The sequence below is a fragment of the Haladaptatus sp. R4 genome, from assembly GCF_001625445.1.
Lineage (GTDB): Archaea > Halobacteriota > Halobacteria > Halobacteriales > Haladaptataceae > Haladaptatus.
The window spans coordinates 1-18,218 of record NZ_LWHG01000003.1; the positions used below are offsets into that span (position 1 = coordinate 1).

Sequence of the window (18,218 nt, forward strand, 5' to 3'; positions counted from 1 at the left end):
CGAACCACCCGTACACCTCGGTGCTGCGCTGGGCGACGCCGGATTTGGGCATGGACATGTCGGTGACGGGCGACTTCCCGATGCGGAAAATCGACATTCCGGACCCGGTGAACCCGCCGAGCGGGTGTCGGTTCCACACGCGGTGTCCCGAGGCGCGTGAGGTGTGCACGCGTGAGACGCCAGAACCGATGGACGTCGGCGACGCGTCGGTCTGTGCCTGTTTCCGCGTCGAGGAGCACCACGAGTACTGGAACAGTCCGCCAATCGAAGAAATGGAAAATGACGATTCGGATGCCGACTCCGGATTGGAATCGACGAGCGAAGGCGTCGAGTCGGACTAACGCTGTTCCCCTCGCCGTCGAAAAAAGCCCGATTTTGTTTTACGCGCCGTCTTCGTCGACCGGCGGTTTCGGCGTGAGCGCACCCGACTCGACCAGCGACGAGAGCGGGTTGTCGTCGATTTCGAGCGGCAGGTCCACCCGACCGCGACTCCGGACCGACTCGTAGCCCGCGAACAGGACCTCCGCGGTGTTGAGCCCGATTCGGCCGCTGATGGTGGGTTCCCGTCCCGTTTCGAGCGAGTCGATGATTTCCGCGACTGCGCGGTCGTGGAACTTCGACCCGTACCGTCCTTCCTCCTTGCCCGTGGCGTGCATCGTCTCGCCATCGACGTCGATTTCGGCTCGGGTGCGTCGTGTTCGAGTTCGAGCATCGGGCCGTCGGCGGCGTCGATCCTGATGACGCCGTCGCTTCCGCGGAGGAGGAGCGCCGCGCCGACGAACTCCGATTCGGGTTCCGTGGACGCGAGGCCGTAGACGCCGTTCGTGTAGCGCCACTGTGCCCACATCTGGTTCTCCTGGTGGACGCCGAACCGAACGTCCTCGTCCCGGTAGTCGAGCCCTGCGATGACCCATTCGGCCGACCGGTCGCCGTTGAACATCCCGGCGAGGTCTACCGTGTGTGCGCCGGTGTCGTAGAAGTCGCCCCAGCCGATTTCGACGCGCTGAAGCTCGCCGATTTCGCCGTCGTCGAGCAGTCGTTTCGCCTCCGTGAACGGTCGTCCGAAGCGGCGCTGTCGGTTGAACGTGAGTTGGACGTCCCGCCGATAACACTCCTGTACCATTCGCTGTGCGTCGGCCCATTCGGTCGCCATGGGCTTCTCGCAGTGAATCGCCTCGACGCCGCGTTTGGCACACCCGACGACGATGTCCTCGTGTATCGCTGGCGGGACGGTGATGCTGACGATGTCCGGTTCCACGGCTTCCACCATCTCCTCGTACTCCTCGAACACGCCGTCCTCCGGGATATCGAACGTCTCGGCGAAGGCGGCGGCGTTCTCCGGGACGATGTCGGCACAGCCGACGAGGCGGCAGTCGTCGTCGTTTCGGTACGCTTCGGCGTGTCGATAGCCCATGGCGAATCCTTTGACCGTTGGATTGGCCGGGTCCGGTCCGGTTCCGATGATAGCGACAGTGTATTCACTCATTGAAACATCTAGCGTAACACAGAGCAGTGTCATAGTGATTTCCCCCTGATGCGGCGTCGGTTGCCCGATTTTCCGGGCTAAGAGTCGCAACTATCCTCTCGTTTTATGTACTTCCATTCGTCTATCGCTGGTATGGAACGTGGTGTAGTAGCCATCGATACGACGGACACGCACAGGGACCTCCTCCGCGAAGCGGGAACGTACGCCGCCGCGAGCGACGCCGAACTGGTCGTTCTGGCGTTTCTGGACGAGTCGGAGTACGAAGCCGACGTCGAAACGCTCGAATCCGTCGGGGAAGTCGAGAACGTGAACTACGATACCGGGGCCGTGACGGAGGCGGCGGCGAACGAAGCCACCGAGTTCGCGTCCGAAGTTCTCGACGGTATGGACGTCGATTTCAGTACCGTCATCGCCGTCGTCGATGACAAGGAGCGTGGAACCCGCGTCATCGAAGCCGGGGAGAAGTACGATTGCGACCACGCCTTCGTCGTCGGGAAATCCCGGTCTCCGACCGGAAAGGCGCTGTTCGGCGACTTCGCCCAGCAGGTCGTCCTCAACTTCGACGGCTACGTGACGCTCACGATGGGATAGTCGGTCCGAAAACAGAACGGTCTCGGTCAGAACTTTTGCAGCACGTCGCCGCCGTGGGTGAGCGACGCCATCGCGTCCTCGGGTTCGTCGTGTTCGTAAATCGCCCACTCGACGCCCGCTTCGTCGACCGCCCTCGCACAGGCGTCCACGTCGAGAACCCCGTCACCGACTTCCGTCGGCGACCGCGACTCGTCGGCGTCCGAGACGTGCACGAGCGGAATCCGGTCGCCCCATCGTTCGAGGAAGCCGGTCGGGTCGACACCCGCTGCCGACGCCCAACCGAGGTCCACTTCGAGCGCGAGCGAGTCCCCGGACGATTCGGCGAACCGTTCGAACGCCGGACGGCCGTTGACCTCCTCGAACTCGTGGTCGTGGTTGTGGTACCCCAGTTCGACGCCGTGGTCGGCGACTCGGTCCGCGAGCGACGTGAGTCGATCCGCGGACGCGTCGATGGCGTCCTCGCTCTCGAAATGTTCGGGGTCGAGCCACGGAACGACGAGTCGGTCACAATCGAGCGAATCGTAGAATTCGACCGTCCCTTCGAGGTCGTCCTCCAGTTCCTCGATACCGACGTGTGCGGCGACCGATTCCATTCCCGCACCGTCGAGGGCGTCCACGACGGCGTCGGTGTCGGCGTCGCCGATCCGGTTCGCGTATTCGACGCCCTCGAATCCGGCGTCTCCGGCGCTGGTGATCAGTTCGGGGAGCGGTTCATCGACTGCTCGTAACGAGTACAACTGCACGGCTGGTCGGGCCATGTTCGTACCCGACGAAGAGGAGGGTAAAAACGGTTACTTTCGCGGAACCTCAGTTCGAAACGGCATCGGGGGCATCACTCGTCGTGTGACGTCCGCCTACTTTTCGACCGGGGTAAGCCAAAGCTGAATACCGTCGCCTGCGGAGCCACGAGCATGCGCAACGACATCACGCTCGATATCGGGGTGGTCGGCCTCGGGACGCACGGTCTGAACCGCGCCCAGACCCTCGTCGATTTCGACCAGCGGGTGTACGGTTCCGACACGAGTTCGGAGGCGCGACGTCGGTTCGAGCGCCGGTTCGACGGCGCTCATTTCGAGAGTCCCACGGAACTGTTCGAGGAGGATTTGGACGCGATCGTCATCACGACGCCGAACAAGTTCCACGAACCCGTGGCGACGACGGCGATGGAGCGGGGGATCGACGTGTTCACGGAAAAGCCGCTCGCCCATACCCTGAAGAGCGCGGAACGTATCGCGGCAACCGCCGAGGAGACGGGACAAACCTGCATGGTCGGCTTCCAGAGCCGGTTTCTGAACGTCTGTAAGATCCTCAAATGGTACATCGAGAGGGGATTTTTCGGCGAAATCACACACGTTCAGGCGGCGTACATGCGTCGCCGTGGCGTCCCCGGCCGGGGTCGTGGTACACGTCGAAGGAACTCGCGGGCGGCGGTGCGCTCATCGACATCGGAATCCACGTGATGGACCTGCTGTTTTACTTCCTCGACGAACCGGACATCGTCGACGTGAAATCCGCGACGCGATGCGATTTCGGGAACCGGGACTCCTACGCCTACCTCAAGATGTGGGGAGAGGACGACGATGCGAACATGTTCGACGTCGAGGATTCGGCGTCGGCGTTTCTGGAGTTCGACGGCGGGCGAACGGCGACGATGGAAACCGCGTGGGCGGTCAACGCCGATTCGGTCCACTCCTACCGGATTCACGGGACCGAGGCCGGTGCGCTGTTGGACATCACGGACATTCGGGACACCGACGCGGACGTCTCCCAGATGCTCAAATTCTTCGAGACCCGGAGCGGCGGCGTGGACCACTACCTCGATACGTCCGTCACCGCGAACCACAACGACCCGTATCGCGAGCAGATACGGGCGTTCATCGACGCCGTCGCACACGACGAACCGCCGACCACCAACACCGTCGAGCAGGCGCTCGCCGTCCAGCGTCTCGTAAACAGAATCTACGCCGACAACGACCGATAAACCCGAGGCGACGAAGGGGTTTTGATAACATCAAACGATTGGGGCAGATTCTTATGGTTTCGCGACCCACGTCGGCCCATGGCACGAGACGGGAACGGGAGCAAGACCATCAAATCGGTCGGCAACGCGTTTCGGGTGTTGGACGCGCTGGACGAACACGAGCGGATGGGTGTGACGGCCCTCGCCGACGAAGTCGGACTCTCGAAGGGAACGGTGCACCACTATCTTGCGACGCTTCTCGAACACGATTTCGTGGAGCGGGCGGACGGCGAGTACCAACTCGGACTTCGTCCGCTCACGTACGGTGGTGCGGTACGGGAGCGCGAGACGGTCTTCCAAATCGGCAAGGAGAGCGTCGACAGGCTCGCGAAGACGACCGGCGAAACCGCTCGACTCGTGGTCGAGCGACACGGGTACGGGATCACGCTGTATCAGTCCACCCGCCACGACCGCGCGGACATCAACACTCATCTCGGAACGCAGGAGGACCTTCACAGCACGGCGGCCGGAAAGGCGATGCTCGCGGCGATGGACGGAACGAGAATCGACGAGGTTCTCGACTGGGGAGCGTTGCACCGATACACCGACGGGACCATCGTCGAGGAGTCGTCGCTTCGCGCGGAACTCGACGACATTCGGTCGCGCGGCATCGCCTTCGACGACGAGGAGCAGTTCGAGGGCGTCCGATGCGTCGCCACCGCGCTCGTGACGGAAACGGACGAACTCCTCGGCGCGATCAGCGTGAGCGGTCCCGTCGAGCGTATCGACGACGACACGTTCCGCAGGGAGATTCCACAGGAGATCCGAAACGTAGCTGGCGTCATCGAAGTCAACACGGCGTATCTCGATTGGATGGAGTAGTCGCTGCTCGTCTCCGGCATCCACATTCACGTCAAAATCGAACACGTTTCTTTTTCGCGGATACTCGTCCCTCCGTGAGGGAGACTATGGTAACACGACGTGATCACGGAATGGTTTATGTGCTTTCGCTGAGGACCATTGATTATGAGTCTCTAGTTTATCCAAATTGGAGAACCATCGCCGCGGATTGGAACGACTTCCGCGTTTTTACCCATCGTCGAACCGTGTTACTGACACTCATTTCTCAACATTATTCAAAAATTTTCTTTATAGAACACTGATAACATAAGGGCGCATGGTTGCACGAAAGTCCCTGCTTGCAGTTGGTCTCCTCACCCTCGTCGTTGCCGTCTCGTTCGGCAGCTACGCCAGCGTTGGGAACCAAGTCTCTGCAAAGGAGGATACGACACCATCGGAAGCGACGATCGAACAGCACGCCCTCGGCAACAACACGACCGTCGATAGCGTCTCCGGGACGGTCACGATCACGACGGACGGGCCGGACGGGAATCAGACCGTCGAAGCCGACATCTGGCAGCGAACGCCGAACGACGTCCGCTACGAGTACACGGACGGTCCGCAGGCCGGAACCGTGATGGTCTCGAACGGTTCGGACCTGTGGATGTACAACGACACCACGAACACCGCACGACACCTGCGTCTCGACGGCGAGAACGCCGGACTCATCCAAAACATGAGCAAAGCCCTCCAGGGGATTTCGGACGGGTTCGAGGCGAACTACCAGGGAACCGCGACGGTCTCCGGCCACGAGACGTACGTCGTCTCGCTCCAGCCGAAAAACGAATCGATGCAGAATATGATGGGTAACGCGACGGTGTGGCTCGACCAGAAGAACTGGTTCCCGGTCAAAGAGCGCATCACGACGAACGTTGGCAACGAGTCCACGACGACGACGATGACGTACTCCAACCTGACGTACAACGCGTCGATTCCGGACGACCGGTTCACGTTCACGCCGCCGGAGGACGCACACGTCATCGACGTCACCCTCCCGCAGACCACGACGTACTCGTCGGTCGATGCGGCACAGAAAGCGGTGGACTACACCATCCGTGAACCGTCGTCGGTCCCCGACGGCTACTCGCTCGAAAACGTGACGGTGACGACCTCGAACGGAAACGGCTCCGTGTCCCTGGAGTACACGAACGGTTCGGATACGTTGACCGTCTCCCAGACGCCCGCGACCCGCACGGTTGACGGCGACGAGGCCGTCTCGATTGCCGGGCACGACGGAAGCTACTCCAGCGTCGGCGACCGAGGAGTCGTCCAGTGGTCCGACGGGGAACACGGCTACTCGGTCGTCGGGTCGTGCTCTCCGAGGAGGAACTCGTCGACTTCGCGGAATCGCTCTACTGCTAACTACCCGATAGCCGCCGCGGTTACGACGGCTCGATTTTTTCACTGGCTTCGTGAAGTCCGAGAGTGCGCTCGTGATTTCCGAATCGACTTCCCGAATCGACTTTCGTATCGAAACGCTCTCCGCGGTTCGTCTCGAACGCTTCGCTAGCAAGAATGAAACGCCTCCAAGCTATTCGAGACTCCCCGATGACGGCCGTCATCTTCGCCAGTACGCTCGTCGCCGTCATGGGTGTCTCCCTGATAAGTCCCGCCCTCCCCGCGGTCCAGGAAGCGTGGGGTATCTCCGAAACGCAAGCGAGTCTGTTGCTCTCCGCGTTCACGCTTCCCGGCGTCGTTCTCACGGTTCCGATCGGACTGCTCGCCGACCGAATCGGTCGCAAACGTATCCTCCCTCTCGCTCATCGTCTTCGGCCTGAGCGGGTCCGCGGTCGTCCTGTTCAAGGGCCACTTCACCGCTATCCTCCTCCTCCGCGCGATACAGGGCGCGGCCAGCAGCGCGATAGCGACCATGACGGTCACGCTCATCGGCGACTGCTTCGCCGGGGAGAAACGACGCACGCTCATCGGGATGAACGCCGCAATCCTCGCGGTCGGTGCAGCGGGGTACCCGCTCCTCGGCGGGGCGCTCGCGACGCTCTCGTGGACGGCTCCGTTCCTCTGTTTCCTGCTCGGGGTCGTCGTCGCGCCGTTCGGCCTCGCGTTCCTCGAAGAACCGCCCCGTCACGACGCGAACTCCGGCGGGACGATTCGAGAGTTCGTCACCGGGCCGACCTCCATGCGTCCGTTCGCCGTGCTGTACGTCGCCATCTTCGGCATCTTCGTGCTCCTGTACGGTGCCCAACTCACCGTCGTTCCGTTCATCCTCGACGGCTCGTACGGACTCTCGTCGGGCGGAATCGGGTTACTGCTCGGCCTCCCGGCGGTGGCGATGGGGACCACGGCGATGCAGGGGGACCGGCTGTTGGGGTGGCTCTCCAGTTTCCAATCCATCGCGCTCGGGTTCACGAGTTACGGCGTCGGCCTCGTCCTCCTCGCCCTCACCGACTCGCTCGCGGTCGTCGCCGTGGCGCTACTGCTGTTCGGCCTCGGACAGGGCCTCGCCGAACCCATCACCGACACGGCGCTCAACGAACTCGCGCCGGACGAGTTCCGCGGCAGTATCATGAGCGTCCGGACCACCGTTCTCCGACTCGGGACGACCGTCGGCCCGCCGCTCTGTGTCGGTCTTTCGGCCGTCTTCGACTACGGGGAAACGCTCCTCGTCTGCGGTATCGCCGCGTTGGGCATCGGCCTCGGATGGCTGTTGCTCCGGAGCACGCGAACCGAACGAGCGGTGGTTTCCGATTGAAAAGGTGCTTCAGAACGGGTACCAGTCGGGTGCCGGGGCTTCCTCGCGCTGTCGGCGGAGCGACGGCACCGGTCGCACGACACCGAATAGGAACCGATTGACCCCCGTTCCGGCACCCATTCCGATCATCACGAACGGGAGAACGGCGATGGGAATCGTTCGAGTCACGATGAGCGCCATCGCGAGGAGTCCGATGGCCACCAACGCCCGGAGACCGGCGCGGCTTCTGTCCGCTGCGAACGTCAGGACGAACGTGACGAACACCGCGACGATACCGACCCACCATCGTTCGACCGCAGCGAAACCAACCCCTACCATCGATACGCCAACCGTAATGCTCGACAGTGCGGACAATAGCCCGAACGCGACGATTTTACGATTACTTTCGCCCATTTCGTATAACTATTCTACCACGAAGGCATAACTATTGTGCGCGTCAACAGCCACGACGTCGCTCATGGGACGACTGGCAGTCGAGAAGGAATCGCCCGCTACTCGACCGTGACGCTCTTTGCGAGGTTTCGCGGTTTGTCGATATCGCGGCCGAGGAGTCGTGCCGTGTGATACGCGAGTAGTTGATACTGGACGTTGACGAGTATCGGCGCGAGCGTCGGATTCGTCGTCGGGACGGACAGTATCTCGTCGGCGACCTCCTCGACGGACGATTGGCCATCGGTGACGACGACGAGTGGCGCATCGCGCGCCTTTACCTCCTCCGCGTTCGAGACGGTTTTCCGGGCGATTTCGTCGTCCCCGACGATCGAGACGAACACCGGCGTTTCCTCCGTCACCAGCGCGAGCGGACCGTGTTTGAGTTCACCCGCCGCGAACCCTTCCGCGTGTTCGTAGGTTATCTCCTTCATCTTGAGCGCGCCTTCCAACGCGACGGGGTACTGCATCCCTCGCCCGATGAAGAAGTTGCCGGAACTGTCCACGAACCGACGCGCAACCGCCTCGGCGTTGCTCGTATCGAGTACTGTTTGTACTCGTTCGGGCAATTCGGTCAGCGCCGAAACGAGTCGTCGCGTTTCGTCGCGCGACGACTCGTCCGCCGATAGCTGAAGGACGAACAGTACGAGTGTAACGAGTTGGCTCGCGAACGTCTTGGTCGCAGCGACGCTGATTTCGGGCCCCGACCGGATGTACAGCGCATCGTCGCATTCCCGTGTCGCGGTGCTCCCGATGACGTTCGTCAGCGCCAGCGTGTGCGCATCGCGTTCGTTGGCGACCCGAAGCGCCGAGAGGGTGTCCGCCGTCTCGCCGCTCTGGGTGACGCCGACGACGAGCGTTCCGTCCCGAATCGGTGGCGGGGACATCGCGTACTCGCTCGCCAGAAAGGTCTGTGCCGGAATCCCACGCTCGCACAACAGGTTCGCGCCGTAGAGCGCCGCGTGATAGCTGGTTCCACAGGCGACGAGGTGGACGGAATCCACGGATCGGTAATCGGCGGCAGCGTCTAGCGAGACGAACTCCCCGGCGAATCGGTCACGCAGACACTCGCGGAGCGCGCTCGACTGTTCGTAAATCTCTTTTATCATGTAGTGGTCGTGGTTACCTTTGGCCATCGCTTCCGCGTCCCACTCGATCGTCGTCCCCGTCTTCGACTGTGGGGTTCCGCTTCTATCGACGATGGTGTATCCGTCCTCCGAGAGATAGGCGAACTCTCCGTCGTGGAGATGAACGACGGTGTCGGTTCGCTCGACCAGCGCGGTCACGTCGCTCGCGATGTACACCCCGTCGCCGACGCCGAGGACGAGCGACGAATCCTTCCGCGTCGCCATCACTTCGTCACACGACTCGAACACCGCTGCGATGGCGTAGCTCCCCTCCAGTTTTTCGACCGCGAGTCGAAACGCCTCCTTCGGTGTCGCCCCTCTATCGAGATAGTTGCCGATGAGGTGCGGAATGACTTCAGTGTCAGTCTCGCTCTCGAATTCGTGGCCCAACCCGTGCAGTTCGTCGCGCAGGGAATGATTGTTTTCGATGATGCCGTTGTGGACGACCGCAACCCTGTTCTCACAGTCCGTATGCGGATGTGCGTTCTCGTCCGACGGCTTGCCGTGCGTGCTCCAGCGGGTATGGCCGATTCCAACGGTCCCACCGATGTTTTCTTCGTCTCGAACCGCTCCGACCAGTTCGTCCAGTTCCCCTTCACGCTTGAGAACGTGAATCCGGGAGTTGCTGACGGCCACCCCTGCCGAATCGTAACCACGATATTCCAACTTCGCCAACCCGTTCAGCAGTGTCGGAACGAGATCCGTTCCGCCCGTACACCCGATGATACCACACATGAGAAATTATTCTCCGGTGCTCCCGGAGCAGTTGGTCGCTCCAGAACTCTCGGAGCAGTTGGTCGTTCCGCGTGCCGTTCTCTTGGTCCCCCACACGTTTTTGCTTCGTTTTCTACGCTCCCCATTTCGAGTACTGCCATGGGTTACGACCCCGCTTTCGATCAATAGCGCTGACATAATTCTCACGCATCTGCTATGATACCACCTATATTTGTTATTTAGGATCTTACTGGGTGCTAATCCAGATTTTTTGCTAGTATTCCAAAAGAATCTCAGGTACTCCAACAACAACTAGTGACGATGACAGACACGCTATCGACGGATGAGTAAGCGGCCGGTTGGTGCTGTGAGTGCCCCTGTTGGATCAGGAAAAACTCACGGAATCGAAGTAGACCGCTCCTATCGACATTATTCGGTATCAAACTGATCCAGTTCGAACCGTTATCATGTCTTTGAAAATAAGTTACTGGATGGAAATCATCACTTACAACTAGTTTAAATGTCTCCATTTATGGTAGTGGTGTACTACTCTACTATTCCTATAAATCTATACTAACCCGAGAATATTCTACCAAGACAAGAGTCAGACCGGGACCGGACGGAGCGAATTCATCATCCGTTGACCCGTCACGACAGCCGATAGATTTGTAACGAACATCGTCGCATGCCCAGTGATGACCGGAGCGTTGCACTCGTTCGTGGGACGCGGGGGGAGCCACTGTGCCCGACCGGGGTAAAATCGAACAGCGTCGGCGAACCGAGGACGACGGTGACGCGGTCAGCGCCATTTCGTTCGCCGACCGTTCTCGTCCTCGCCCTGGCGACGCTCGTCCTCGTCACGATTGCCGTCGGCAGCGTCACATCGACGACCGATTTCGGTGCGTACAATCCCACGTGGACGGTACCTCCACCCTCAGAGGGTGGATAACCGATGCGGGCGGCGGTCCGAATGTCGTGCTCGATTCGGCGACGTACCGCACGCTCCCTGCGAACCGGACGGTGGTGTTCGTCGTCGCACCCCGTTCGTCGAAATCGAGCGCGTCCCTACGGAACTTCGTGCATCGCGGCGGCACCGTCGTCGTGATGGACGACCGTACGAACACGAGCAACGCGCTCCTCGCGTCGCTCGGCGCGCGCGCTCGATTCGACGGAAACGTCCTCCGTGACGAACGCCACAACTACCACTCACCAGCCATGCCAATCGCAACCAACGTCTCGAACGGTCCGCTCACGCGGAACGTCCATCGACTGACCCTCAACTACGGAACCGCCGTCAGACCGCACGGAGCGACCCCGCTCGTCTCCACCTCGGACTTCGCCTATCGGGATTCCAACGACAACGGTACGCTCGACTCGGACGAAAGCCTCGACAGCTATCCCGTGGTGACCGCCGAAAACGTCAGCAAGGGTCGCGTCGTCGTCGTCGGCGACCCGAGCGTGGCCATCAACTCGATGCTATCCCGTCCCGGAAACGAGCGGTTCGTTCGCGGCCTCATCGCCGCACACGACCGCGCCGTCTTCGATTACACGCACGTCGAGGGACCGCCGCCGTTCGCGCTCGCGCTCATCGTCGTCCGCCGCTCGCTCGCCGCCCAACTCGCGCTCGTCGGCGTGCTCGTGCTCGTGGCACTCGGAATCCGTCACCCTGAGACGGTTTCGCCCGCCGTTCGCCGACTGTCCGAACGATTCGGCGTGGACTCCGAGGAACCCACACATCCGACCCTCGACACCGACGAACTCGTCGTCGCCATCGAGAAACGGTACCCCTCGTGGTCCCACGAACGCATCGAGCGCCTCGTCGCCGATATCCAAGCCGCGCGGGAGGGAGGTGACGCCGATGACTGACGCCGAAGCCCTGTACGAGTCCATCCGGACTGAAATCGCCCGCGTGCTCATCGGCAAGGAAACCCTCGTGGAGCATCTCACGATTTCGCTGTTGACCGACGGACACGTCCTGCTCGAAGGTGTCCCCGGTATCGCAAAGACGACGGTCGCGAACCTCTTTGCAGGCGCGACGGCCTCTCGCACAACCGAATTCAGATGACTCCCGATCTGCTCCCGGCCGACATCACCGGGACACACGTCTACCGCGAGAACACCGGCGAGTTCACGCTTCAGGAGGGATCCATCTTCGCCAACCTCGTCGTCGCCGACGAGATCAATCGCGCGACGCCGAAGACCCAAAGCGCCTTCCTCGAAGCGATGGAGGAGGACAACGTGAGCATCAACGGGGAGACGCTCTCGCTGCCCGACCCGTTCATGGTCATCGCCACGCAGAACCCAATCGACATGGAGGGGACCTATCAACTGCCGGAAGCCCAGCGCGACCGTTTCCAGCAGAAAATCGTGGTCGAACTCCCGTCCGGGGCCGAAGAGCGCGAACTGCTCGATAGGATCGACGTGAACCCGAACCTGGGTCCGGACGACGTCGAACAGGTCGTGACGACCGACGCCATCGACGAGGCGCGCCAGCAGGTCACGACGGTCCACGTCGCACCCGAGATAAAGGAGTACATCCAGCGACTGGTGGAGGCGGTTCGCGCCCACGAGGCGGTCGAATACGGTGGCTCGCCCCGTGCCTCCATCGCGTTCCTTCAGACCGCGAAGGCGCGGGCGGCGATTCACGGTCGTTCCTACGTGGTTCCCGACGACGTGAAGTTCCACCTCCGTCCGGTACTCGTCCACCGACTCGTGCTCGACGCCGATGCGGCGCTGAGCGACACGACCGTGGAGGACGTGCTCGTGGCCATCGAAACCGCGACGAATCCACCCGGCAGTACGACGGACGAATTCGCGGCGACGGCCGACGGCGGTCACCGCGAGGACGAGGACAAAGACGACTTCGAGTGACCTATTCGCCCCACCGATAGTCGATGACCGCGGTCGGCGCGGTCGGACGGTTCGATGCTCTCGACGCGAACCGGTTCGTCCATCGCGGCCGCCAGTCCGACCGCGAACACGGAGACGACCGGATGGTCGAATCGGTCGAGGGAACCGTACGCGTAGTCCGACACGCCGACGGTCAGGCGATTTTCGTCGGCGACGACCGTGGCCGATGCCGCTTCCACGACGTCGAGGGCTTCGGCCGCGTCCGACAGACTCCCGGCGAGGTCCTCCGGCGTCTCGCCGAACCCGTCGGGCATCGATTCCCGAACCGAATCGAGGAGCGACATCCCCGTCGGGGAGAGCGCGACGCCGTGGCCGTCCGTCCCGTTCGAAATCACGAGGAGCGAGGAGGAATCCGGGAGCGACGGGCCGTCATCGTTCGCCGTGACGAACAACACGACCGATGGCGTTCCCGAGGCGTCCGTCGGAACGTACCGGCTGGATTTCATACCGAGTTCGGACGCGAGCGCCGATTCGTTTTCGGCCAACGCGTCGTAGACGGCTTCGCTGGCGCTCACGGGGAGCACTCGCGTCGGCTCCAGCGAGTAGACCAGCGTCGCGGTAAACAGCCCCGTTGCGCCGAGCACGAGTAGGACCGTCCGCACTGACGGCAGGAGTGCCGCGCCACCGAGGGCGACGAGACCGACGGCGGCGAGACCGAGCGCCGCGTTTCGGTTTCTGACGTGGCGGACGCGTGCGTACTCGTGACGCAGGTTTTCGTTCTCCTCGCGGAGGATTTCTACTTCGGCTTTCAGTCGAAACCGGTCGTCCGTTTCGGACGAAGGGTCGGACTCCTTCGGTTCGGATTCCGTGCGTCGTGACGTCTCGCTCATCGGAACGCACCTCCGACGACACCACGCCCGTACTGGGTTGCGATCATCGCTATCGCGCCCGTCACGAACACGAGCACTGCGACGACCACGAGCATCCCGAATTCGAGCAGTCCGAGCCACGTCAAGGCGAGACAGCACGCCACGAGCGACACGACCGCCAGTCGTTCCCGACTCCTCGACGCCTGTATCGACGGCGACAGCAGAACGACCGCCAATCCGAACTCGGCGACGAGAGCCGTCCACCCGAGCGCGTGTGGCGGAAAGAGGGCGACGACGGCGGCCTGTCCGCGTCGAACGCGTACACTGCGGGGAGGAATGCCCAGAGAGCGAACAGCGTGAGACCGGCGAGCAATCCGAGTCCCCGCTGGGCGAACACCAGCGCACCCGCCGTCACGACGACACCGACGCCGCCCAACGGCGTTCTGACCGTGGATTCGAGCATCAGACGCGCACCTCCCGTTCGGAGGAGAGGACGGTTTCGATACGGTCCCCCGGACCGACCTCGAACGCCGAAACGCGCGGATATGCCCCTATCTTCCGCCGGAATCGCTCGAACGAGACGTACTTCCCGTACGTCTCGTCTATCTCCGCGAGCCCTTTCGGATCGAACAACGCGTGCGGCGCGAGAAATGCCCGTGTTCCGGCGGTGTGGCCGCTCGCGTAACGAACGCAGTTTTCCACCTCGGACCGATGGGCGTCCGACGTGAGCAGGGCGACGTGAACGTTTTCCGTATGGCGGTCGAGTCGAGTTCGAACCGCGGCGTCCAGCGGGTCGGCCGCTGCCACACTTGCGGTCGCCCCCGCGCTCGCCGGATTCGAGAGGAACGGCCGGATTCGCGCCGCGAACCGTGAATCGTCCGTTTGGAGGTTCGCGCGCCGGTTTCGCCTCGCCGATGAGACGAATCCGGCGTTCGGGTGGGTGAATTCGCCGTTTTCCTCCACCGACAGCGAATACAGCGTCTCACGGATCGAAGCGTAGTGTGTCGGCGTCGAGCGGAACGGGTGCCGGACGGTCACGCCGTCGCGCCCGACAGCGTACAGCGCCATCGCGTCGGAGCGCTCGCTGGCTTCCGAGACGAGCGTGAGCGCCACTTCACGGAGGTACGCGAACTGGGTCTCCCCCTCCCGTCCGTTTCCGACCGACGGGCGACAGTCGATGAAGACCGCGAGTCGGCGGTCGGCGGTCGTTCTCGTACTCGCGGACGTGCGGGTAGTCGAACCGCGCCGTCGCGTTCCAATCGACGCGGCGGAGGCTGTCGCCGGTCGTGTACTCGCGAATCTCGACCGTCGGCAGTCCGCTGGTGTTTCGTTTCGCGAACTGACTGCCGTACCGCGTCTGTGCTCGCTGTCCGCCTCGCCCGACGTGAACGTCGTCCGGGGTTCGCTGGGTGACGGTAACGCTCGGTTCGTCGCCGTTCTCACAGCGGGCGGTGAACAACCCGAGTCGGTCGTCGATGGTGAGTTTCGGCTTCTCGAACGCGACGGATCCGGCCGTCGGGAACTCGACGGAGTACGTCGTTTTTCCGCTGTTCTCGTCCGCATCGAGGACGACGGTTCGATTCGCCGCCGTCGTTCCACGCCCCGAGAGCGGCGGCCGTGATTCGACCGTCAGGTCGAGCGTCGAGGAATGCGGCCGCTCGACGGCCAGCGTTACCGTCAGCGCGCTTCCCGTGGGGAGTCGAGCGCGCGATATCGACTGTGAGACGGACGTTTCCGTCACGACTCGCCGGAGTTCCGAGGTGAACGTGGCGTACTGATACAGCAACCAGCACGCGACGCCGACCGTCCCGAAGACGAGCGCCGGTCGGTCGAGAAGTATCGCCAACGCCGAAAAGGAGAGTCCGAAGGTGACGACGGCCCAGTGACGACGAGTCGCATGCATCGGTGGGAAAAGCCGACGATGGCAGTTAACAGGAAGGGATCGTTTCGGCGGTAATCCCCCGTTTCGATCGGGTGGTGGTAGCCTGCCCCGCTTCCGGCGGGAATCGCCAGTTGACGGCTTCGTCCGACTGACCCCGCGACGGGATAGTTCGACCGTACTTCGCTCAACGGTCGGTCGGTTTTAACTCCCGATCCGGCTTACTCCGCGTCCAGTGTAGCGGTCGGATGGCTCGGTCCCCGCCGTCGAACCGTCGCCGCTGGTTGGCCGAATTGCCGCCGTTCGTTGGCCGAGCCGTCGCGGTAATTGGCCGCTGCCGCCGCAAACCGCTCGATATTCCATGACCAGTTCGAGAAACACGCTGTTCGTCGTGCTAGTCGCCACACTCCTCGTGGCGTCGGCCGTGGTCGGCACGGGACCGACCACGGCCCAGTCCGAACAGCGCGGCGGTTCTACCGTTTCCGCCGCGAACAGTTCGAATGCGAACGCGAACTCGACGAACGTCACCGTTCCGCGCCACGAAAACCCGAAGCGGGTTCGACAGAAGGGGAACTCCGAGGCGGTAAAACGGTGGCTCAGAGCGCGTCTGGCGCGGCGATTGGGCGGGAGCATGGTTCGGGTCAAGCGGGGGCAGTACGAGAAGGCACGCGGCATCGTCGGCGACCGGTTCTCGAAGCAACTCGGACAGTATGTCGAGGTTCAGCAATCGACGCGCTCGAACGGGAGCGAAAACGATACCGACCAGTTCCGGCGCGGGGCGAAGAGCCAACGCGAATTCATCGGCGCGGTTCGGGAGTATCGGAAGACCTACCGTCAGTATCGGAAAGCACGAAAGAACGGCAACACCAAGCGTGCGCGACAGCGCGCGCGCAAACTCAATCAGTTGGCCGAACGGACGAATCAGTCCAGCGTGTCGCTGAAATCGACGTATCGGAACGTCTCGCGGACGACACCGGTCGATCTGAATCGGTCGTCGCGGCAGGTGACGGCTATCTCCCGTAACGTCAGTCGGACACAGGAACACGTCGAGGAGACGGTGTTCGAGCGGACGAAACTGGACGTCCACGCGGCATCGAAGACGGTCTCGTTTCTCGACCCGATGACGCTGACCGGCGTGCTGACGACCGAAAACGGGAGTGCCGTCTCGAACCGGAACGTCACGCTCGACGTCGGAAACCGAACGATCCACACCCGAACGAACGACGCCGGACGGTTCCGCGCAACGTATCGTCCGACGATGATTCCGCTCGACACGACGAAGATTCCGGTCGAGTACCGACCGTTGAACCAGTCCTCGTATCTCGGCGCGACCGACACCGTGAACGCCGAGATACGGCAGGTCGATTCGCGGGTACGACTGCGACGCATCCCGAATCGGACGGGATTCGGACAGTCGGTGACCGTCTCGGGCGTCGTCGGTGCGGGCGACAGGACGGCGGGGAACGTCCCGGTCGTCGTCAGTATCGGCAACCGGCGAATCGGCACCGCCACCACGGGACCCGGCGGGAGATTCAAATTCCAGACACGGCTTCCGTCGGCGGTTCCGTCCGGGAAACAGCGACTCCAGGCGACGGTCGCGCTCTCACATCGGGCGCTGTCGAGTTCGAACGCGTCCCGGAGCGTGTTCGTCGAGCGGACGAACACGTCGCTGTCGGTTCACGCGACGCGAAACGGCAGTCGCGTCGCGGTTCACGGCCGACTGCATGCCAACAACAGCACGGCGGGGAAGGGTCGCGTGGTTGCGCTCCGGGTGAACGGCAACCGCGTCGCGCACACGAAGACGAAACCGAACGGCAGTTACGAGACGACGATGCGTCTCCCGTCGTCGGTGAAACGAGACGACGACGCCACCGTCGTCGCGGTGTTCAACGCGAACGCGTCGAACCTCGACGGGGCACGGGCGAGTGCCCGAATCGAAGGAACGTCGAGTTCGGCCGGGTTGCTCGACTGGGTCTCACTGCCGTGGGTGGGAGCGGCGCTGCTGACGCTCGTCCTCCTGTTCGGAACCGTTCTGGTCCGGGAGCGATGGATGGGCGACGGTGGCAGAGACGATGACGGAGGAATCGGTTCCCGAAGCGGAGGACCGGGACGGGACGGACGAGGCGGACGTGGGTGACGAGACGGATACGGATGACGAACGAACCGTACAGGACGAACTCGACGCCGCACGGTCGCGCCTCGCGTCCGGCGAACACGAACCGGCGGTCGAGATGGGGTACGCAACGGTTCGGACGTCCCTCCTTCGTCGGTACGACCTCGACCCGTCGGCGACGCCGCGCGAGTTCCGACGGGAGGCGAGGGCGACCGTTTCCGACCGCGAATATCGAGTACTGGACGACCTGACTGCGTACTACGAGCGTGTCGTCTTCGCCTCGGAAACGGCTTCGGCGAACTCCGTTTCGGGGCTGCTCGACGACGTTGGCGATGTCGTTCCGCGCGAGCACGACGAGGATACCGACGATGACGAAACGGATACCGACGATGACGAAGGGGGGACGCAGAACGATGGACGAACAGGGGACTGACGGTTCGACGAACTACGACCGGTATCGGCCCCGTACCTAGCACGGTCGCAAGGACGCCCCGGTCGAGTATACCTCGATTGCGTGACGATCGATATCGAGAAACGAATTTCTGCGCTTCGTACTGTTCCATTTCGACGTTTCCGGATCCATTACGCCC

The 18,218-nt window shown here is 62.6% G+C and carries 17 protein-coding genes and 4 pseudogenes; 11 read left to right on the plus strand and 10 right to left on the minus strand.

What is annotated here, in order from left to right; all coding sequences use genetic code 11:
- On the plus strand, positions 1-341 hold a 341-nt coding region (locus A4G99_RS01335; protein WP_342764437.1), incomplete at its 5' end, for an oligopeptide/dipeptide ABC transporter ATP-binding protein.
- A gap of 39 nt (positions 342-380) precedes the next feature.
- Here the strand turns inward: A4G99_RS01335 and A4G99_RS01340 are convergent.
- Positions 381-1,486, minus strand: a pseudogene (locus A4G99_RS01340) (Gfo/Idh/MocA family protein).
- 132 nt (positions 1,487-1,618) lie between these two features.
- Here A4G99_RS01340 and A4G99_RS01345 point away from each other — a divergent pair.
- Positions 1,619-2,077 (plus strand): universal stress protein, encoded by a 459-nt coding sequence (locus tag A4G99_RS01345; protein WP_066138571.1) that lies wholly within the window; start codon positions 1,619-1,621, stop codon positions 2,075-2,077.
- Between the two features lie 26 nt (positions 2,078-2,103).
- Here A4G99_RS01345 and A4G99_RS01350 read toward each other — a convergent pair whose 3' ends face one another.
- Positions 2,104-2,835 (minus strand): sugar phosphate isomerase/epimerase, encoded by a 732-nt coding sequence (locus A4G99_RS01350; protein ID WP_066138574.1) that lies wholly within the window; start codon positions 2,833-2,835, stop codon positions 2,104-2,106.
- A gap of 153 nt (positions 2,836-2,988) precedes the next feature.
- Between A4G99_RS01350 and A4G99_RS28385 the strand changes: the two are divergent.
- The 5 genes and pseudogenes from A4G99_RS28385 to A4G99_RS01370 all read left to right on the plus strand — a co-directional run.
- Positions 2,989-3,294: pseudogene (locus A4G99_RS28385) on the plus strand (Gfo/Idh/MocA family oxidoreductase); the annotation flags it as partial.
- Positions 3,295-3,389: 95 nt separating this feature from the next.
- A complete protein-coding gene (locus A4G99_RS26465; protein WP_255358958.1) occupies positions 3,390-4,058 on the plus strand; it encodes a Gfo/Idh/MocA family protein in 669 nt (222 codons plus the stop codon).
- Positions 4,059-4,136: 78 nt separating this feature from the next.
- Positions 4,137-4,919 (plus strand): IclR family transcriptional regulator, encoded by a 783-nt coding sequence (locus A4G99_RS01360; RefSeq protein WP_066138577.1) that lies wholly within the window; start codon positions 4,137-4,139, stop codon positions 4,917-4,919.
- A 295-nt stretch (positions 4,920-5,214) separates the two neighbouring features.
- Positions 5,215-6,447: an outer membrane lipoprotein carrier protein LolA gene (locus tag A4G99_RS01365; RefSeq protein WP_223301545.1), complete on the plus strand. Its 1,233-nt coding sequence runs from the start codon at positions 5,215-5,217 to the stop codon at positions 6,445-6,447.
- Positions 6,448-6,452: 5 nt separating this feature from the next.
- A pseudogene (locus A4G99_RS01370) lies at positions 6,453-7,647 on the plus strand (MFS transporter).
- Positions 7,648-7,656: 9 nt separating this feature from the next.
- Here the strand turns inward: A4G99_RS01370 and A4G99_RS01375 are convergent.
- From A4G99_RS01375 to A4G99_RS26470, 3 genes are all read right to left on the minus strand, one after another.
- Entirely contained in the window at positions 7,657-7,965 is a 309-nt protein-coding gene (locus tag A4G99_RS01375) for a hypothetical protein (RefSeq protein ID WP_150123001.1), read from the minus strand.
- A 173-nt stretch (positions 7,966-8,138) separates the two neighbouring features.
- Positions 8,139-9,938 carry a glutamine--fructose-6-phosphate transaminase (isomerizing) gene (gene glmS / locus A4G99_RS01380; protein ID WP_066138583.1) on the minus strand — a complete coding sequence of 600 codons (1,800 nt, stop codon included), beginning with the start codon at positions 9,936-9,938 and terminating at the stop codon, positions 8,139-8,141.
- Positions 9,939-10,565: 627 nt separating this feature from the next.
- The gene (locus A4G99_RS26470) at positions 10,566-10,832 is read right to left on the minus strand and encodes a hypothetical protein (protein WP_223301546.1); all 267 of its coding nucleotides are present in this window, start codon (positions 10,830-10,832) and stop codon (positions 10,566-10,568) included.
- Here A4G99_RS26470 and A4G99_RS01385 point away from each other — a divergent pair, their 5' ends adjacent.
- Both A4G99_RS01385 and A4G99_RS01390 read left to right on the plus strand, forming a co-directional pair.
- Positions 10,833-11,783: a DUF4350 domain-containing protein gene (locus tag A4G99_RS01385; protein ID WP_223301547.1), complete on the plus strand. Its 951-nt coding sequence runs from the start codon at positions 10,833-10,835 to the stop codon at positions 11,781-11,783.
- Positions 11,776-12,788, plus strand: a pseudogene (locus tag A4G99_RS01390) (AAA family ATPase). Before A4G99_RS01385 ends, A4G99_RS01390 begins: the two are co-directional and overlap by 8 nt.
- Here A4G99_RS01390 and A4G99_RS01395 read toward each other — a convergent pair.
- From A4G99_RS01395 to A4G99_RS26480, 5 genes are read right to left on the minus strand one after another with little or no spacing between them, the layout of a single operon-like run.
- Positions 12,752-13,657: a hypothetical protein gene (locus A4G99_RS01395; RefSeq protein WP_223301548.1), complete on the minus strand. Its 906-nt coding sequence runs from the start codon at positions 13,655-13,657 to the stop codon at positions 12,752-12,754. The pseudogene A4G99_RS01390 and the gene A4G99_RS01395 sit on opposite strands and share 37 nt — an antisense overlap.
- Positions 13,654-13,782, minus strand: coding sequence for a hypothetical protein (locus A4G99_RS28390; protein ID WP_255358959.1), 129 nt, complete (start codon positions 13,780-13,782; stop codon positions 13,654-13,656). Before A4G99_RS28390 ends, A4G99_RS01395 begins: the two co-directional genes overlap by 4 nt.
- Complete coding sequence (locus tag A4G99_RS01400; protein ID WP_223301549.1) at positions 13,779-14,099, minus strand: hypothetical protein; 321 nt, start codon at positions 14,097-14,099, stop codon at positions 13,779-13,781. Before A4G99_RS01400 ends, A4G99_RS28390 begins: the two co-directional genes overlap by 4 nt.
- Positions 14,099-14,749, minus strand: coding sequence for a hypothetical protein (locus tag A4G99_RS26475; protein WP_223301550.1), 651 nt, complete (start codon positions 14,747-14,749; stop codon positions 14,099-14,101). The genes A4G99_RS01400 and A4G99_RS26475 overlap by 1 nt, the downstream gene beginning before the upstream one ends.
- A gap of 1 nt (position 14,750) precedes the next feature.
- On the minus strand, positions 14,751-15,539 hold the full coding sequence (locus tag A4G99_RS26480) for a DUF58 domain-containing protein (RefSeq protein WP_223301551.1): 789 nt from the start codon (positions 15,537-15,539) through the stop codon (positions 14,751-14,753).
- Positions 15,540-15,876: 337 nt separating this feature from the next.
- Between A4G99_RS26480 and A4G99_RS01410 the strand changes: the two genes are divergently transcribed.
- Both A4G99_RS01410 and A4G99_RS26485 read left to right on the plus strand, forming a co-directional pair.
- Positions 15,877-17,652, plus strand: coding sequence for a hypothetical protein (locus A4G99_RS01410; RefSeq protein ID WP_066138586.1), 1,776 nt, complete (start codon positions 15,877-15,879; stop codon positions 17,650-17,652).
- The gene (locus tag A4G99_RS26485; RefSeq protein WP_066138589.1) at positions 17,588-18,061 is read left to right on the plus strand and encodes a DUF4129 domain-containing protein; all 474 of its coding nucleotides are present in this window, start codon (positions 17,588-17,590) and stop codon (positions 18,059-18,061) included. The genes A4G99_RS01410 and A4G99_RS26485 overlap by 65 nt, the downstream gene beginning before the upstream one ends.
- Positions 18,062-18,218: the final 157 nt, after the last annotated feature.

Coding starts and splice junctions, on each gene's coding strand:
- A4G99_RS01345 (WP_066138571.1), top strand. CDS start 1,619: ATGGAACGTGGTGTAGTAGCCATCGATACGACGGACACGCACAGGGAC.
- A4G99_RS01350 (WP_066138574.1), bottom strand. CDS start 2,835: ATGGCCCGACCAGCCGTGCAGTTGTACTCGTTACGAGCAGTCGATGAA.
- A4G99_RS26465 (WP_255358958.1), top strand. CDS start 3,390: ATGGTACATCGAGAGGGGATTTTTCGGCGAAATCACACACGTTCAGGC.
- A4G99_RS01360 (WP_066138577.1), top strand. CDS start 4,137: ATGGCACGAGACGGGAACGGGAGCAAGACCATCAAATCGGTCGGCAAC.
- A4G99_RS01365 (WP_223301545.1), top strand. CDS start 5,215: ATGGTTGCACGAAAGTCCCTGCTTGCAGTTGGTCTCCTCACCCTCGTC.
- A4G99_RS01375 (WP_150123001.1), bottom strand. CDS start 7,965: ATGGTAGGGGTTGGTTTCGCTGCGGTCGAACGATGGTGGGTCGGTATC.
- glmS (WP_066138583.1), bottom strand. CDS start 9,938: ATGTGTGGTATCATCGGGTGTACGGGCGGAACGGATCTCGTTCCGACA.
- A4G99_RS01395 (WP_223301548.1), bottom strand. CDS start 13,657: ATGAGCGAGACGTCACGACGCACGGAATCCGAACCGAAGGAGTCCGAC.
- A4G99_RS01400 (WP_223301549.1), bottom strand. CDS start 14,099: ATGCTCGAATCCACGGTCAGAACGCCGTTGGGCGGCGTCGGTGTCGTC.
- A4G99_RS26480 (WP_223301551.1), bottom strand. CDS start 15,539: ATGCATGCGACTCGTCGTCACTGGGCCGTCGTCACCTTCGGACTCTCC.
- A4G99_RS01410 (WP_066138586.1), top strand. CDS start 15,877: ATGACCAGTTCGAGAAACACGCTGTTCGTCGTGCTAGTCGCCACACTC.
- A4G99_RS26485 (WP_066138589.1), top strand. CDS start 17,588: ATGACGGAGGAATCGGTTCCCGAAGCGGAGGACCGGGACGGGACGGAC.